The organism is Streptomyces californicus (assembly GCF_000717645.1).
Taxonomy (GTDB): domain Bacteria; phylum Actinomycetota; class Actinomycetes; order Streptomycetales; family Streptomycetaceae; genus Streptomyces; species Streptomyces californicus.
In genome coordinates, this window is record NZ_JNZZ01000017.1 from 185,561 (window position 1) to 198,948 (window position 13,388).

The window sequence follows — 13,388 nt, forward strand, 5'->3', positions numbered from 1 at the left end:
TCCGCCGTTCCGTCCAGGGGTTGTGGAGCTGTGCTTGCGTGCCCCGGTCGTGCGCCCCGTCCCGTGCTGCTCTCCGACCCAGTCTTACCCGACATCCGGCACCGGGCACGTCGAGCGGCGGCACGGGTACTCTTCCGGGCGGGATCCGTCAGGTGCGCCGCCCGCCCGCGCTCCCTACGCGCGAGCCCCCCGGCGTACCGCACGCTGTGCACCAGCTTGGTGCGAGCTGTGCGTCTTCTCCGCAGTTCTGCGTACCCGCCCTCGTCCGGACGCATCAACGCCGACTGACTGGTACGTGCAAATTATTTGGGATGCCCCGGAATAGGAACACCGGAGCCCTCGGGCTCGTTGTCACGACGTGAGCACGACACCACCTGTACTTGCCGCAGAGCTGGCGCAGGCGTGGGCCGACATTCAGCGGTACCACCCCGAGCTGCCCGATCTCGCCGCCCCAGAGTCCCTGATCGGAGAGTCCTCGTCCGCCTGTGGCGCCGAGCTCTCCTTCGAGCGACTGCTCCACGAGGCAGTCCACGGCATCGCCGCCGCGAGAGGTGTCCGCGACACCTCCCGCGCCGGCCGCTACCACAACCGACGCTTCCTCGCGATCGCCGAGGAGCTGGGCCTCGATCACGCCGAGGAGCCCCACCCCAGCAGCGGATTCTCGCTGGTCACGCTGAATCCCGAAGCCAAGCGCCGGTACCGCCCGACCACCGAACGGCTGCAGCGCGCCCTGAAGGCGCACACCGTCGCCACCGCCGCCGACACCAAGCGCTCCTTCCGGGGGCCCGCCGCCCGGCACGGTTCCTCCGGGGGCGGCGTGCGGGTCAAGGCCGTCTGCGAGTGCGGGCGCAACGTCCGCGTCGTCCCGTCGGTCCTGGCGCAGGCGCCGATCGTCTGCGGCGGCTGCGGCAAGCCGTTCCGGATCCCGGAAGCGGCGGTCGCGGTGGGGTGAGCCGATGTGGTGTGGCACAATGGCTAGCTGTACTCGACAGTCGCACAGGACCCCTCTCTCCTCCGGCTGACGCGTCCATCGGGCACTCCGAGTACCGCAACCCCACGTGGCATCTTCGTTGTGCCCAACCACGTCAGAGACACAGGAGACACCACTTCCGTGGCAGTCAAGATCAAGCTGAAGCGTCTGGGCAAGATCCGTTCGCCTCACTACCGCATCGTCGTCGCCGACTCCCGCACCCGCCGTGACGGCCGGGCCATCGAGGAGATCGGCCTGTACCACCCGGTGCAGAACCCCTCGCGCATCGAGGTCAACTCGGAGCGTGCGCGGTACTGGCTGTCCGTCGGCGCCCAGCCGACCGAGCCGGTTCTCGCGATCCTGAAGCTCACCGGTGACTGGCAGGCCCACAAGGGTCTCCCGGCCCCCGCGCCGCTGCTGCAGCCGGAGCCCAAGGCTGACAAGCGCGCGCTGTTCGAGGCGCTGTCCGCGGACGGCGACGAGGCCAAGGGCGAGGCCATCACGCCCAAGGCCAAGAAGTCCGACAAGAAGGCGGACGAGGCTGCTGACGCTGCCGCGTCCACCGAGTCGACCGAGGCCTGAGCATGCTCGAGGAGGCTCTCGAGCACCTCGTGAAGGGCATTGTCGACAACCCCGACGACGTGCAGGTTGCCGAGCGCACCCTGCGGCGCGGGCGCGTGCTGGAGGTCCGGGTCCACCCGGACGACCTCGGCAAGGTGATCGGCCGCAACGGCCGCACCGCTCGCGCCCTGCGTACGGTCGTGGGTGCCATCGGCGGCCGCGGTATCCGTGTCGACCTCGTCGATGTGGACCAGGTTCGCTGATCAGCGAGTTGAACACCGGCCAGGGCCGGGGAGGGCCTTCGGGCCGTCCCCGGCCTTTGTCGTCGGCCACCCGGGCCTCCGGACGTTTCCGTGACGGGCCGGCGTCCCCACCCACCAATCGGAGAACAGCGTGCAGTTGGTAGTCGCGCGGATCGGCCGCGCCCACGGCATCAAGGGCGAGGTCACCGTCGAGGTACGAACGGACGAGCCGGAGCTGCGGCTCGGCCCCGGCGCCGTCCTGGCCACCGAACCGGCGGCGACGGGCCCGCTGACGATCGAGGCCGGCCGGGTCCACAGCGGCCGGCTCCTGCTGCGCTTCGAGGGCGTACGCGACCGGACCGCTGCCGAGGCCCTGCGCAACACCCTGCTGATCGCCGATGTGGACCCGGACGAACTCCCCGAGGAGGAGGACGAGTTCTACGACCACCAGCTGATCGACCTCGACGTGGTGCTCGCCGACGGCACCGAGATCGGCCGGATCACCGAGATCTCCCACCTGCCCTCCCAGGACCTGTTCATCGTGGAGCGCCCCGACGGCAGCGAGGTGATGATCCCCTTCGTCGAGGAGATCGTCACCGAGATCGATCTGGAGGAGCAGCGCGCGGTCATCACCCCGCCGCCCGGCCTGATCGACGAGAGCGAGGCCGTGATCGCCTCCTCCCGCGACGAGGAGTCCGACGCGGACGCCGCCCCCGGCCACGAGGGCGAAGCCCCCTGGAACGCGGACGAGGCGGCCCCGGAGGGTCCGGACGAGACGCCGAAGGGCGACGCCCGATGAGGCTCGACGTCGTCACGATCTTCCCCGAGTACCTGGAACCGCTGAACGTCTCCCTGGTCGGCAAGGCCCGCGCCCGGGGCGTGCTGGACGTCCACGTCCACGATCTGCGGGAGTGGACGTACGACCGCCACAACACGGTCGACGACACCCCTTACGGCGGCGGCCCCGGCATGGTCATGAAGACCGAGCCCTGGGGCGACGCCCTGGACGAGGCCCTGGCCGACGGCTACGAGGCCGGGGCGCACTCCCCGGTCCTCGTCGTGCCCACGCCCGGCGGCCGGCCGTTCACCCAGGAACTGGCCGTCGAACTCTCGGCCGCCCCGTGGCTCGTCTTCACCCCGGCGCGGTACGAGGGCATCGACCGCCGGGTGATCGACGAGTACGCCACCCGGACGCGGGTCGTCGAGGTGTCCATCGGCGACTACGTGCTGGCCGGCGGGGAAGCGGCCGTCCTGGTGGTCACGGAGGCCGTGGCGCGGCTCCTGCCCGGGGTCCTCGGCAACGCCGAGTCCCACCGGGACGACTCCTTCGCCCCGGGCGCGATGGCCAACCTCCTGGAGGGCCCCGTCTACACCAAGCCTCCCGAGTGGCGTGGCCGCTCCATCCCGGACGTGCTGCTCAGCGGACACCACGGGAAGATCGCGCGCTGGCGGCGGGACCAGGCGTTCGCCCGTACCGCCCTCAACCGCCCCGATCTGATCGAGCGGTGTGAGGCGAGCGCGTTCGACAAGAAGGACCGCGAGATCCTGTCCATCCTCGGCTTCGCGCCGGAGCCCGGCGGCCGATTTTGGCGCAGGCCCACCGCCGTGGAAGAATAGGCCGCTGCTGTACGTCCGGTGTGCGCCCCTGCCACAGGGGGAAAGACGCCCGCCCGACGCGATCAGCTCTCCGAACTCTCCACGACATTCCGTCGATGACCTGTGGCATCGGCGAAGAAAGCAGAAACCATGGCTTCCCTGCTCGATGACGTCAATGCCGCGACCCTCCGGTCGGACGTCCCGGCGTTCCGCCCCGGTGACACCGTCAACGTCCACGTCCGCGTGATCGAGGGCAACCGCTCCCGTATCCAGCAGTTCAAGGGCGTCGTCATCCGCCGCCAGGGCGCGGGCGTCAGCGAGACCTTCACGGTTCGCAAGGTCTCCTTCAGCGTCGGCGTCGAGCGCACCTTCCCGGTGCACAGCCCGATCTTCGAGAAGATCGAGCTCGTCACCCGCGGTGACGTCCGCCGCGCCAAGCTGTACTTCCTCCGTGAGCTGCGCGGCAAGGCCGCGAAGATCAAGGAGAAGCGCGACAACTGAGCTGTCGCCCGGCCGTCCCCCCGGGGATGACCCGTTCACAGCGCGGCCGGATAGGCTTCGGCCGCGATGGACACCCAAGCACAGCACTCGGAGCGCGACCGCTCCCCGGAACCCGACGCGGGAACCGGGGGGAGGTCGCGCTTTTCGCGTACACGGGCCCGCTTCGCCGCGGCCCTGTCCTGGCGGCGGGTGCTCGCCGGGGCGGTCCTGGCCACCACCGTCCTGCTGCTGGTCAGCTCCTTCGTGGTGCAGCCCTTCCTGATCCCCAGCGGATCGATGGAGCCGACGCTGAAGGTCGGTGACCGGCTCCTCGTGAACAAACTGGCCTACCGCTTCGGCGCCCAGCCCGAACGCGGCGACGTGGTGGTCTTTGACGGCACCGGTTCCTTCGTCCGCGAGGACCTCGACGCGAACCCCCTGGCCGGGCTGGCGCGCGGCGCGGCGGCCTCCCTGGGGCTCGCCGAACCCGACGACAGCGACTTCGTGAAGCGGGTGGTGGGCGTGGGCGGCGACCGCGTCGTCTGCTGCGACGCCCGGGGAAGGCTCGCGGTCAACGGGACGGTGGTCGACGAGCCGTACCTGTACCCGGGCGACACCGCTTCCCGGGTGCCCTTCGACATCGTGGTGCCCTCGGGCACGCTGTGGATGATGGGCGACCACCGCAGCCGCTCCAGCGACTCCCGGGACCGCCTCGGATCGCCCGGCGGCGGCATGGTGCCGGTGGACCGGGTGACCGGCCGGGTGGACTGGCTGGGCTGGCCGCCGGCCCGGACGGGCTCCCTGGCGGGGACCGACGCGTTCACCGGCGTACCGGCTCCCGGGGCGGCGCATGGGTAGGCGCGGGCGTCCGCGCGGCGCGTCCGACCCGGACGGCTCTCCGCCCGGGGCCCGCTCGCTGCCCACCCGTGCCGAGCGCCGTCGGCTGGCCAGGAAGGTCCGACGCAAGCGCCGCGGGTCCGCGCTGAGGGACATCCCCGTTCTCCTCGTGGTCGCGGTGCTGATCGCGCTCGTCCTGAAGACGTTCCTGGTGCAGGCGTTCGTCATCCCCTCCGGATCGATGGAGCAGACGATCCGGATCGGCGACCGGGTGCTGGTGGACAAGCTGACCCCGTGGTTCGGCTCGAAGCCGCAGCGCGGTGACGTCGTGGTGTTCAAGGACCCCGGCGGCTGGCTGCGGCGGGAGGACGCCGGCGGGCGGGACGAAGCGCCGATCGGCGTCAAACAGGCCACCGAGGCGCTGACGTTCATCGGGCTGCTGCCGTCCGACGACGAACAGGACCTGATCAAGCGGGTCATCGCGGTCGGCGGCGACACCGTGAAGTGCTGCGGTGAGGACGGCCGGGTCACCGTCAACGGCGCGCCCGTGGCCGAGACGTACCTCCATCCCGACGACCGGCCGTCGACCATCCCGTTCGAGGTGGAGGTCCCGGAGGGGCGGCTGTTCGTGATGGGGGACCACCGGTCCGACTCCGCCGACTCCCGCTTCCACCTCGACGAACCCGGCCGGGGCACGGTCTCCGAGAAGGAGGTCGTGGGGCGGGCCGTCGTCATCGCCTGGCCGTTCGGCCACTGGAGCACCCTGGAGGAGCGCGACGCCTTCTCCGCGATCCCCGAAGCGCGGGCATCGCAAGCGGCGGCCCCGGCCCCGTCGCATAGTGTGGCACCCCCGGATCACGACGGAATGGTCCGGCTCCCGACCCCTGCGGAACTCCCGCTCGTTATGGGAGTGGTGGGCCTGCGCCGGATCGGGCGCGGGCAGTGGCACGTACTGAGGAGTGGATGTGGGGGATTTGGCGGTCGGCGCACGATCCGGACACGACGAACCCGAGGACCGGCCGGAGCGCGACGAGTCTCCCGCGGGCGGGGCGGCGGTTCCGCCGGAGGGTGACGGCGAGGCCCCGGGCGGCGGCAAGCCGCCCAAGAAGCAGCGGTCGTTCTGGGTGGAGCTGCCGCTGCTCGTCGGCATCGCCCTGGTCCTCGCGCTGTTGATCAAGACGTTCCTGATCCAGGCGTTCTCGATCCCTTCGGACTCGATGCAGAACACGCTGCAGCGGGGCGACCGGGTGCTGGTGGACAAGCTGACCCCGTGGTTCGGCTCGGAGCCGGAGCGCGGAGAGGTCGTGGTCTTCCACGACCCGGGCGGCTGGCTGGAGGACACCGCGACCCCGGAGCCCAACGCGGTGCAGAAGTTCCTGAGCTTCATCGGCCTGATGCCCTCCTCGGAGGAGAAGGACCTGATCAAGCGGGTCATCGCGGTCGGCGGTGACACCGTGGAGTGCAAGGAGAACGGGCCGGTCAAGGTCAACGGGAAGAGCCTGGACGAGAAGGCGTTCATCTTCCCCGGCAACACCCCGTGCAACGACAAGCCCTTCGGCCCGATCACGGTGCCCGACGGCCGGATCTTCGTCATGGGCGACCACCGGCAGAACTCCCTGGACTCCCGCTACCACCAGGAGCTTCCGGGGCAGGGCACCGTCTCCACCGACGAGGTCGTCGGCCGCGCGGTCGTCGTCGCCTGGCCGGTGGGCCGCTGGGCCACGCTCCCCGTCCCCGGCACCTTCGACCAGCCGGGTCTGAACGCGGCCGCCGCGATGGCTCCGGCGGCACTGGGCGTAGCCGGAGCGGTGCCCCTCGTGTTGTGGCGCCGCCGGAGGCTGACCGCCGGGCGTACCGACGGGTAGGGTGCCCACTCGGATCAGCGATTGTCGATCTCCGACGGGGGAGCGCTGGGATGAGCGGTACGGGAAACAAGCAGGACGGCCGCGGCCGGTTCGGCGCCATGGTGTCGGGTCTGGCCGTGGCCGTCGGCTGTGTGCTCTTCCTCGGTGGTTTCGCCTGGGCGGCGGTGGTCTACCAGCCGTACACGATTCCGACCGACTCCATGTCCCCGACGGTGCGGCCGGGCGACCGGGTGCTCGCCGAGCGAATAGACGGTTCCGAGGTGCGCCGCGGTGACGTGGTGGTGTTCACGGACGACGTCTGGGGCGCCACGCCGATGGTGAAGCGCGTCGTCGGGGTCGGCGGCGACAAGGTGGCCTGCTGCGACAAGGGCGGCCGCCTGACCGTGAACGGCACTCCCGTCGACGAGCCGTACCTCGACCGGAGCTCGGCCGTGTCCGGGGACGGCAAGGCCCCGGCGTCGCCGGAGGGCTTCTCCGCCACCGTGCCCCGGGGCAAGATCTTCCTGCTCGGCGACGAGCGGGCCACCTCCCTGGATTCGCGGGTCCACCTCCAGGACGCCGGCCAGGGCTCCGTACCGCTGAGCGCCGTGCAGGCCCGGGTGGACGCGGTGGCCTGGCCCATGGACGGCATGATCGAGCGTCCCTCCTCGTTCGCCGCGCTGCCCGGCGGGGTGTCGGCCCCCGGGCCGCTGCCGCTCCAGCTCGGCGCGATCGTGGTGGGCGCCGTCCTGATCGTCTGCGGGGCGCTGTACGGGCCCGTGGCGGCGCGCCTGGGCCGCCGCGGGGCGTCGGCCGGGAGAACGCGCCCCGTGGCGGCGCGCCTGGGCCGCCGCGGGGCGTCGGCCGGGAGAACGCGGTGACCTCCCCGTCCGCGGCCCGCAAGGTCGCCCGGGTGGTCCTGCTGGACCCCGACGACCGCGTTCTGCTGCTGCACGGCCACGAGCCGGACGATCCGGCCGACGACTGGTGGTTCACCCCGGGCGGCGGCCTGGAGGGCGACGAGAACCGTGAGCAGGCTGCCCGCCGCGAGCTGGTCGAGGAGACCGGCATCGCGGACGTCGAGCTGGGTCCGCTGCTCTGGACCCGGATCTGCTCCTTCCCCTTCGCCGGGCGGCGCTGGCACCAGGACGAGTGGTACTACCTGGCCCGTACGACGCGGACCGACACGGCCCCGCAGGGCCTCACCGACCTGGAACGACGCAGCGTCGCCGGTCTGAGGTGGTGGACCTCCGCCGAACTGCTCTCGACGCGTGAGACGGTGTACCCGACCAGACTCGCCGAGCTGCTGCGCACGCTCCTCGACGAGGGCCCCCCGCGCGATCCGCTGGTTCTCGCCCCCGAAATCGTCTAATCGTTCAGGGACGCCCGCGGCTGACGCACAATGGGGGCACGCACGGCTGAAGGGGAAACATGCCATGAGCGCCGAGGACCTCGAGAAGTACGAGACCGAGATGGAGCTGAAGCTCTACCGGGAGTACCGCGATGTCGTCGGTCTGTTCAAATATGTGATCGAGACCGAACGGCGCTTCTACCTCACCAACGACTACGAGATGCAGGTCCACTCCGTCCAGGGTGAGGTTTTCTTCGAGGTGTCCATGGCGGACGCCTGGGTCTGGGACATGTACCGGCCCGCGAGGTTCGTCAAGCAGGTCCGTGTGCTGACCTTCAAGGACGTCAACATCGAAGAGCTCAACAAGAGCGATCTGGAACTCCCGGGAGGCTGACCCGCGCGGTCCGCCCGGCCCCGGTCCGGAGGCCCGCCGACACACGTCGTACCGGACGACCCGGTCACCCGTGAGGGTGGCCGGGTTTTCCACATCCGCGGGGTTGTCCACCAAGATCCACATCTTTCGGCGGGCCGGGTCACAGTCGGTGCCGGAGGTGGTGCCGGTATGAACGCACGGGGGGCACTCGGGCGGTACGGCGAGGATCTGGCGGCGCGGCTGCTGACCGGAGCCGGAATGACGGTGGTCGAGCGCAACTGGCGCTGCCGCGCCGGAGAGATCGACATCGTGGCCAGGGACGGCGATGCCCTGGTCTTCTGCGAGGTGAAGACCCGCAGGTCGGGCGGGTTCGAGCATCCCATGGCGGCGGTCGGCCCGGCCAAGGCGGACCGGCTGCGGCGGCTCGCCGAGATCTGGCTCGACCGGCACGAGGGGCCACCGCCCGGCGGGGCCCGCATCGACCTGGTCGGGGTGATCGTGCCCCCTCGCGGAGCCCCCGTCACGGAGCACGCGCGGGGGGTGGCCTGATGGGCTTCGCACGCGCGTGTTCCGTGGCGCTGGTCGGCGTCGAGGGGGTGGTGGTGGAGGTCCAGGCGGACCTGGAGCCGGGGGTGGCGGCGTTCACCCTGGTCGGGCTGCCGGACAAGAGCCTGGTCGAGAGCCGGGACCGGGTACGGGCCGCCGTGGTGAACTCCGGGGCCGAGTGGCCGCAGAAGAAGCTCACGGTCGGGCTCTCCCCGGCCTCGGTGCCGAAGAGCGGTTCGGGGTTCGACCTCGCCGTTGCGTGCGCGGCGCTCGGGGCGGCGGGACGCCTCGACCCCGCCGCGATCGCCGACGTGGTGATGGTCGGGGAGCTGGGCCTGGACGGCCGCGTCCGTCCGGTACGGGGCGTGCTGCCCGCGATCCTGGCCGCCGCCGAGGCGGGGTACGAGCACGTCGTCGTCGCCGAGCAGTCCGCCGGCGAAGCGGCGCTGGTGCCGGGCGTCTCGGTGCTCGGGGTCCGCAGTCTGCGCCAGCTCATCGCCGTCCTGTGCGACGAACCCGTGCCCGACGAGCCCGTGCAGGGCCAGGGGCGCCTCGACGCGGTGTCGGCCGGGCTGATGGTCCCCGGCGCCGGGATCGGCGTGGGGCTCGCCGCGGGCGGGGACGCGCACCGGCCGGACCTGGCGGACGTCGCGGGCCAGCCACGGGCGCGCCAGGCGCTGGAGGTGGCGGCGGCCGGCGGGCACCATCTGCTGTTCACGGGTCCGCCGGGCGCGGGGAAGACCATGCTGGCCGAGCGGCTGTCGGCGGTCCTGCCGCCGCTGACCCGGCGGGAATCCCTCGAAGTGACGGCGGTTCATTCGGTGGCGGGCATCCTCCACCCGGGTGAACCGCTGGTCTCCCGCGCGCCGTACTGCGCCCCGCACCACTCGGCGACCATGCAGTCCCTGATCGGCGGCGGCAACGGGGTGCCGAGGCCCGGAGCGGTGTCCCTCGCTCACAGAGGGGTGCTTTTTCTGGACGAGGCCCCGGAGTTCTCGGGGAAGGCGCTGGACGCGCTGCGCCAGCCGCTGGAGTCCGGGCACGTGGTGGTCGCGCGGGCGGCGGGCGTGGTGCGGCTGCCGGCCCGGTTCCTCATGGTCCTCGCCGCCAACCCGTGTCCCTGCGGACGGCACACCCTCACCGGGGCGGGCTGCGAGTGCCCGCCCTCGGTGGTCCGCCGCTATCAGGCACGGCTGTCCGGTCCGCTGCTCGACCGGGTGGACCTGCGGGTCGAGGTGGAGCCGGTCGGACGCGCCGATCTCCTGGGGCAGGGCGGCCGGGGCGAGCCGACGGCCGTCGTCGCCGCACGGGTGCGGGACGCCAGGGCACGGGCGGCGGAGCGGCTGGCCGCCACCCCGTGGACCACCAACAGCGAGGTACCCGGCCATGAGCTGCGCACCCGGCTGCCGGCGGCTCCGGGTGCGCTGGCAGCGGCGGAGCGGGACCTGGAGCGCGGGGCTCTGACGGCCCGGGGGCTGGACCGGGTGCTGCGCGTCGCGTGGACCGTGGCGGACCTGCGGGGCGCGGACCGCCCGGACGCCTGCGACGTGGCGGTCGCCCTGGAGCTGCGGACCGGCGTGCAGCGCGGGGTGCCGCTTGGGGCGGGGCAGCGGTGACGGCCGGGGGAGCGGGAGAGCCGGAGTCCGCGCGTTCGGCCAGGGCCGCCCTGACGCGGGTGCTGGAGCCGGGGGACGAGCGGGCCGGGCGGTGGCTGCGGCAGCTCGGCCCGGACGAGCTGCTGCGGCGGTTCACGGCCGAGGACGGTTCCGCGGAGAGACTGCCCGGCATGACGGCCGCCCGGCTCGGGGGCTACCGCCTGCGCGCGGCCGCAGCGGATCCGGGGCGGGACCTGGCCACGGTCGCGGAGGCCGGCGGACGCTTCGTCTGCCCGGGAGACCGGGAGTGGCCGAGCCAACTGGACGACCTGGGGGACGCGCGCCCGGTGGGGCTCTGGGTGCGGGGACGGCCCGACCTGCGGCTCTGGTCGCTGCGCTCGGTCGCGGTGGTCGGCGCGCGAGCCTGCACCCCGTACGGCGCGCACATGGCCGCGACCCTCGGCTCCGGGCTCGCGGAGCGCGGCTGGGTGGTGGTGTCGGGCGCGGCGTTCGGTGTGGACGGGGCCGCGCACCGGGGCGTGCTCGCGGCGGGCGGGGCGACGACGGCGGTGCTGGCCTGCGGCGTCGACGTCGCCTATCCGCGCGGGCACGCGGAGTTGCTCGGACGCATGGTCGAACAGGGGCTAGTGGTGGCTGAGTTGCCGCCGTCCGCCCACCCCACCCGCAGCCGGTTCATCCTGCGCAACCGCGTCATCGCGGCTCTGACCCGGGGGACGGTGGTGGTCGAAGCGGCCCTCCGCAGCGGTTCGCTGGCCACCGCCCGCCAGGCGCAACGGCTCGGACGCTTCGCGATGGGGGTGCCCACACCTCTTCCCGGGGATGCCGCTCTGGCTCCGATCCGGTTCCGGGTGGCCATCGCGGCGTAGCGTCACCCACTCACGCAGCACGAGGCCCCCGGAGGTATCTCCGGGGGCCTCTCGCGTGCCCGCCGGGCCTGGGAGGCCGGGGCGGGGTCTCGTGCGCTCCGTGGTGCCACCGGAGGCCGGGACGACCTATGCGGAGGGCTGGGAGTGAGCCCCCTCCGGTTGTTGCTCCTCCTCGGCGCGCTCCTGCTTCAGGTCACGCCAGGCGATCCGAGCACGACGTGCCGAAGCAAAAACGTCCGGCAGCTGGTCGAGGAACCCCCGGATGGCGAAAAGCAGGATCGACAGCACACCGAAGATGGCGAGGATGCCGAGCGTCACGGCCGCGTCCAACAGTCTCAGTACCTTTCAGACAGGTGACCGAGCCGGGTCTCTTGCGCGGGGCATTCGTCAGCTCGGCCACGGTGAAGTGGCTCGAACCGAGAAGCCCCACGCTCGACGCAACGCTGGGTGTCTCAGTGGCCGAGGCGTGTGCGCTCGGCAGTACGGTGGTTCTTCATAGTTCGTAGCGAGTCGAAGCTCCTCAAGCGACCTTGCGAGCCGACATCGATTGGATGTGACCAGCGGGTATCCGACCCGCCTGCCTCATCCCGGTCTCGCGCCTCTTGGAACGCCCTGCACCATCTGGATGCAGATCACAAGAAGCGAAGCAAAGGGCTTCGACTACGTGCGAGAGCTTGCAACCTCCCGCACGCAGAACTGATAGTAAGTCAAGCCCGGGCGAGAACGCAGCTGGATCCTGCAATAAGTGAGCCCCGTCTCAGCCGAGTTGACTGGGCGGGGCTTCACTGCCATACGACCTATGCGGCGAGCGGCGGCTCCTCGTCGTCCGCCCGAGGTGGCACGTCGGGCTTCTTGAAGCGCTGCCACGAGTCGCGAGCCTTGGCGGCTGACTCGATCACGTCGGGGACCTGGTCCAAGAGCCCCTTGATCGCAAAGAGCATCACTGAGACCACGCCAGCGATGGCGAGAATGACGATGATGGCGGTGCCGTCCACCGATCCTGACCTTCCCTGTCATGGGTCGGATCGGGTGCGCGGGCAGCCTCGATCCGAACCCTACGGTTCGGACCGAGACACCGGCGCTGATGCGGCACGCAAATGTTCTCGGGTGTTGGGCCTTTCACTATGGGCCCGGTCGTACGGTCCTGCAGTGTCGCTAAACCCATCAGCCCAAAGCACTGACTCACATCGGTCGGCCACGGCGGCTGCGATGCACCGTGCCCAGCCAGTTGGAGCTGACTTGTCCTGCCCTCCCGTTTCACCGGGGCGCACAGGTGCGCGGGGTTAACTGGCCCACTGCTCTCGATGGTACTGCACGACACACAACAGCGCTCTGTCGTCTGAGTGTTGGGTGTCGAGTTCACGTTTCGGCCATTGCTCGCATCAGTTAACAGAAGCTGGCATTCCGCACTTATGATCCTCGGCATGACTACACAGAACCCCAACACCGCCTGCATGTGCGGTAGTTACTCGTTCGAGGTCCCGGTGCACGAGGACGTCAGCGGCGACAGGGTGTGGCAACGCAAGGCCACCGGTTGCGTCGCGACGACTCAGAACAGGTTCGCGCCGGGGCACGACGCCAAGCTCAAATCGCTGATCATTCAAGCCGGGGCCGGCGGCCACCAAGTACGTCGAATCGAACGTGACACGGTGGTGGCCAAGGACGCCTTGCGGGTGGCCGCCGACCTCGGCTGGGAGGACCTCGTGCGGGACGCCATCGCCCGGGGGAGCAGCTAAGCCCGCTGGCGTCGAAGCTCGCCCGGCGTGCCCTCGCCCTTGCAGCGGCGGCACATACACAGCGGCCACCGCGTGTCGATCGGTGACCCCTCCGGCATGGAGTCGAACGACCACTCGCGTTCGCTCACCTCGCGCGTCTCCTTGGTGGCGGGGTCGTACGTGTACACCCGAATGGTTAACCCGGCCACGGTGGCCTCCTCGTCGTCCTGACCAGTAGGTATCGCGATATCGCGATGTCGCGCTACCGCAGTTTACTGCGGTAGCGCGGCTAAGAGGTCCTAACAAAGGCGTTGGACGTGTCGGTGAGTGATGAGGCAGGTGGCGAGGCCGAGGAAGGCTTCGTGGATGTCGTCGCGTCGTTCCCATCGGA

Annotated in this window: 18 protein-coding genes and 2 pseudogenes; 17 read left to right on the forward strand and 3 right to left on the reverse strand. The window is 71.1% G+C overall.

All coding sequences use genetic code 11. The features are described from left to right. The first annotated feature begins 358 nt into the window (after positions 1 to 358). From IF19_RS0123185 to IF19_RS0123255, 15 genes and pseudogenes are all read left to right on the forward strand, one after another. Entirely contained in the window at positions 359 to 952 is a 594-nt protein-coding gene (locus IF19_RS0123185; protein WP_030197522.1) for a hypothetical protein, read from the forward strand. Positions 953 to 1,111: 159 nt separating this feature from the next. Next, on the forward strand, positions 1,112 to 1,552 hold the full coding sequence (gene rpsP / locus IF19_RS0123190; protein ID WP_030117740.1) for a 30S ribosomal protein S16: 441 nt from the start codon (positions 1,112 to 1,114) through the stop codon (positions 1,550 to 1,552). Between the two features lie 2 nt (positions 1,553 to 1,554). Then, positions 1,555 to 1,794 carry an RNA-binding protein gene (locus IF19_RS0123195; protein ID WP_003965959.1) on the forward strand — a complete coding sequence of 80 codons (240 nt, stop codon included), beginning with the start codon at positions 1,555 to 1,557 and terminating at the stop codon, positions 1,792 to 1,794. A gap of 130 nt (positions 1,795 to 1,924) precedes the next feature. Then, complete coding sequence (gene rimM / locus IF19_RS0123200) at positions 1,925 to 2,572, forward strand: ribosome maturation factor RimM (RefSeq protein WP_030117741.1); 648 nt, start codon at positions 1,925 to 1,927, stop codon at positions 2,570 to 2,572. Further along, on the forward strand, positions 2,569 to 3,390 hold the full coding sequence (gene trmD, locus IF19_RS0123205) for a tRNA (guanosine(37)-N1)-methyltransferase TrmD (protein ID WP_030117742.1): 822 nt from the start codon (positions 2,569 to 2,571) through the stop codon (positions 3,388 to 3,390). Before rimM ends, trmD begins: the two co-directional genes overlap by 4 nt. Before the next feature lie 129 nt (positions 3,391 to 3,519). Further along, complete coding sequence (gene rplS, locus IF19_RS0123210) at positions 3,520 to 3,870, forward strand: 50S ribosomal protein L19 (RefSeq protein ID WP_006127901.1); 351 nt, start codon at positions 3,520 to 3,522, stop codon at positions 3,868 to 3,870. A 66-nt stretch (positions 3,871 to 3,936) separates the two neighbouring features. Further along, positions 3,937 to 4,707, forward strand: coding sequence for a signal peptidase I (gene lepB, locus IF19_RS0123215; RefSeq protein WP_030117743.1), 771 nt, complete (start codon positions 3,937 to 3,939; stop codon positions 4,705 to 4,707). Continuing rightward, entirely contained in the window at positions 4,700 to 5,758 is a 1,059-nt protein-coding gene (gene lepB / locus IF19_RS0123220) for a signal peptidase I (RefSeq protein WP_030121327.1), read from the forward strand. Before lepB (IF19_RS0123215) ends, lepB (IF19_RS0123220) begins: the two co-directional genes overlap by 8 nt. Beyond that, complete coding sequence (gene lepB / locus IF19_RS0123225) at positions 5,661 to 6,551, forward strand: signal peptidase I (protein ID WP_030121328.1); 891 nt, start codon at positions 5,661 to 5,663, stop codon at positions 6,549 to 6,551. Before lepB (IF19_RS0123220) ends, lepB (IF19_RS0123225) begins: the two co-directional genes overlap by 98 nt. A gap of 50 nt (positions 6,552 to 6,601) precedes the next feature. Next, entirely contained in the window at positions 6,602 to 7,411 is an 810-nt protein-coding gene (gene lepB, locus IF19_RS0123230) for a signal peptidase I (protein ID WP_030277569.1), read from the forward strand. Next, positions 7,408 to 7,902, forward strand: a complete 495-nt coding sequence (locus IF19_RS0123235) for an NUDIX hydrolase (protein ID WP_030117748.1) — start codon at positions 7,408 to 7,410, stop codon at positions 7,900 to 7,902. The genes lepB (IF19_RS0123230) and IF19_RS0123235 overlap by 4 nt, the downstream gene beginning before the upstream one ends. Positions 7,903 to 7,966: 64 nt before the next feature. Further along, on the forward strand, positions 7,967 to 8,275 hold the full coding sequence (locus IF19_RS0123240) for a DUF2469 domain-containing protein (protein ID WP_003965949.1): 309 nt from the start codon (positions 7,967 to 7,969) through the stop codon (positions 8,273 to 8,275). Positions 8,276 to 8,443: 168 nt separating this feature from the next. Next, positions 8,444 to 8,803: a YraN family protein gene (locus IF19_RS0123245; RefSeq protein ID WP_030117749.1), complete on the forward strand. Its 360-nt coding sequence runs from the start codon at positions 8,444 to 8,446 to the stop codon at positions 8,801 to 8,803. Further along, the gene (locus IF19_RS0123250; protein ID WP_030277571.1) at positions 8,803 to 10,416 is read left to right on the forward strand and encodes a YifB family Mg chelatase-like AAA ATPase; all 1,614 of its coding nucleotides are present in this window, start codon (positions 8,803 to 8,805) and stop codon (positions 10,414 to 10,416) included. The genes IF19_RS0123245 and IF19_RS0123250 overlap by 1 nt, the downstream gene beginning before the upstream one ends. 59 nt (positions 10,417 to 10,475) lie before the next feature. After that, positions 10,476 to 11,225: pseudogene (locus tag IF19_RS0123255) on the forward strand (DNA processing protein DprA); the annotation flags it as partial. Between the two features lie 183 nt (positions 11,226 to 11,408). On the opposite strand, the gene IF19_RS0123260 reads toward IF19_RS0123255, so the two are convergent. Together IF19_RS0123260 and IF19_RS0123265 are read right to left on the reverse strand one after the other, a co-directional pair. Further along, positions 11,409 to 11,600 (reverse strand): hypothetical protein, encoded by a 192-nt coding sequence (locus IF19_RS0123260; RefSeq protein WP_234313248.1) that lies wholly within the window; start codon positions 11,598 to 11,600, stop codon positions 11,409 to 11,411. Positions 11,601 to 12,079: 479 nt separating this feature from the next. Continuing rightward, a complete protein-coding gene (locus IF19_RS0123265; RefSeq protein WP_030117754.1) occupies positions 12,080 to 12,277 on the reverse strand; it encodes a hypothetical protein in 198 nt (65 codons plus the stop codon). A 429-nt stretch (positions 12,278 to 12,706) separates the two neighbouring features. On the opposite strand from IF19_RS0123265, the gene IF19_RS0123270 reads away from it, so the two are divergent. Together IF19_RS0123270 and IF19_RS1000000137785 are read left to right on the forward strand one after the other, a co-directional pair. Then, positions 12,707 to 13,018, forward strand: coding sequence for a hypothetical protein (locus tag IF19_RS0123270; RefSeq protein WP_030117755.1), 312 nt, complete (start codon positions 12,707 to 12,709; stop codon positions 13,016 to 13,018). A 27-nt stretch (positions 13,019 to 13,045) separates the two neighbouring features. Beyond that, positions 13,046 to 13,228, forward strand: a complete 183-nt coding sequence (locus IF19_RS1000000137785; protein ID WP_156095457.1) for a hypothetical protein — start codon at positions 13,046 to 13,048, stop codon at positions 13,226 to 13,228. A gap of 68 nt (positions 13,229 to 13,296) precedes the next feature. On the opposite strand, the pseudogene IF19_RS1000000138945 reads toward IF19_RS1000000137785, so the two are convergent. After that, positions 13,297 to 13,388 (reverse strand): annotated as a pseudogene (locus IF19_RS1000000138945) (IS5/IS1182 family transposase); the annotation flags it as partial.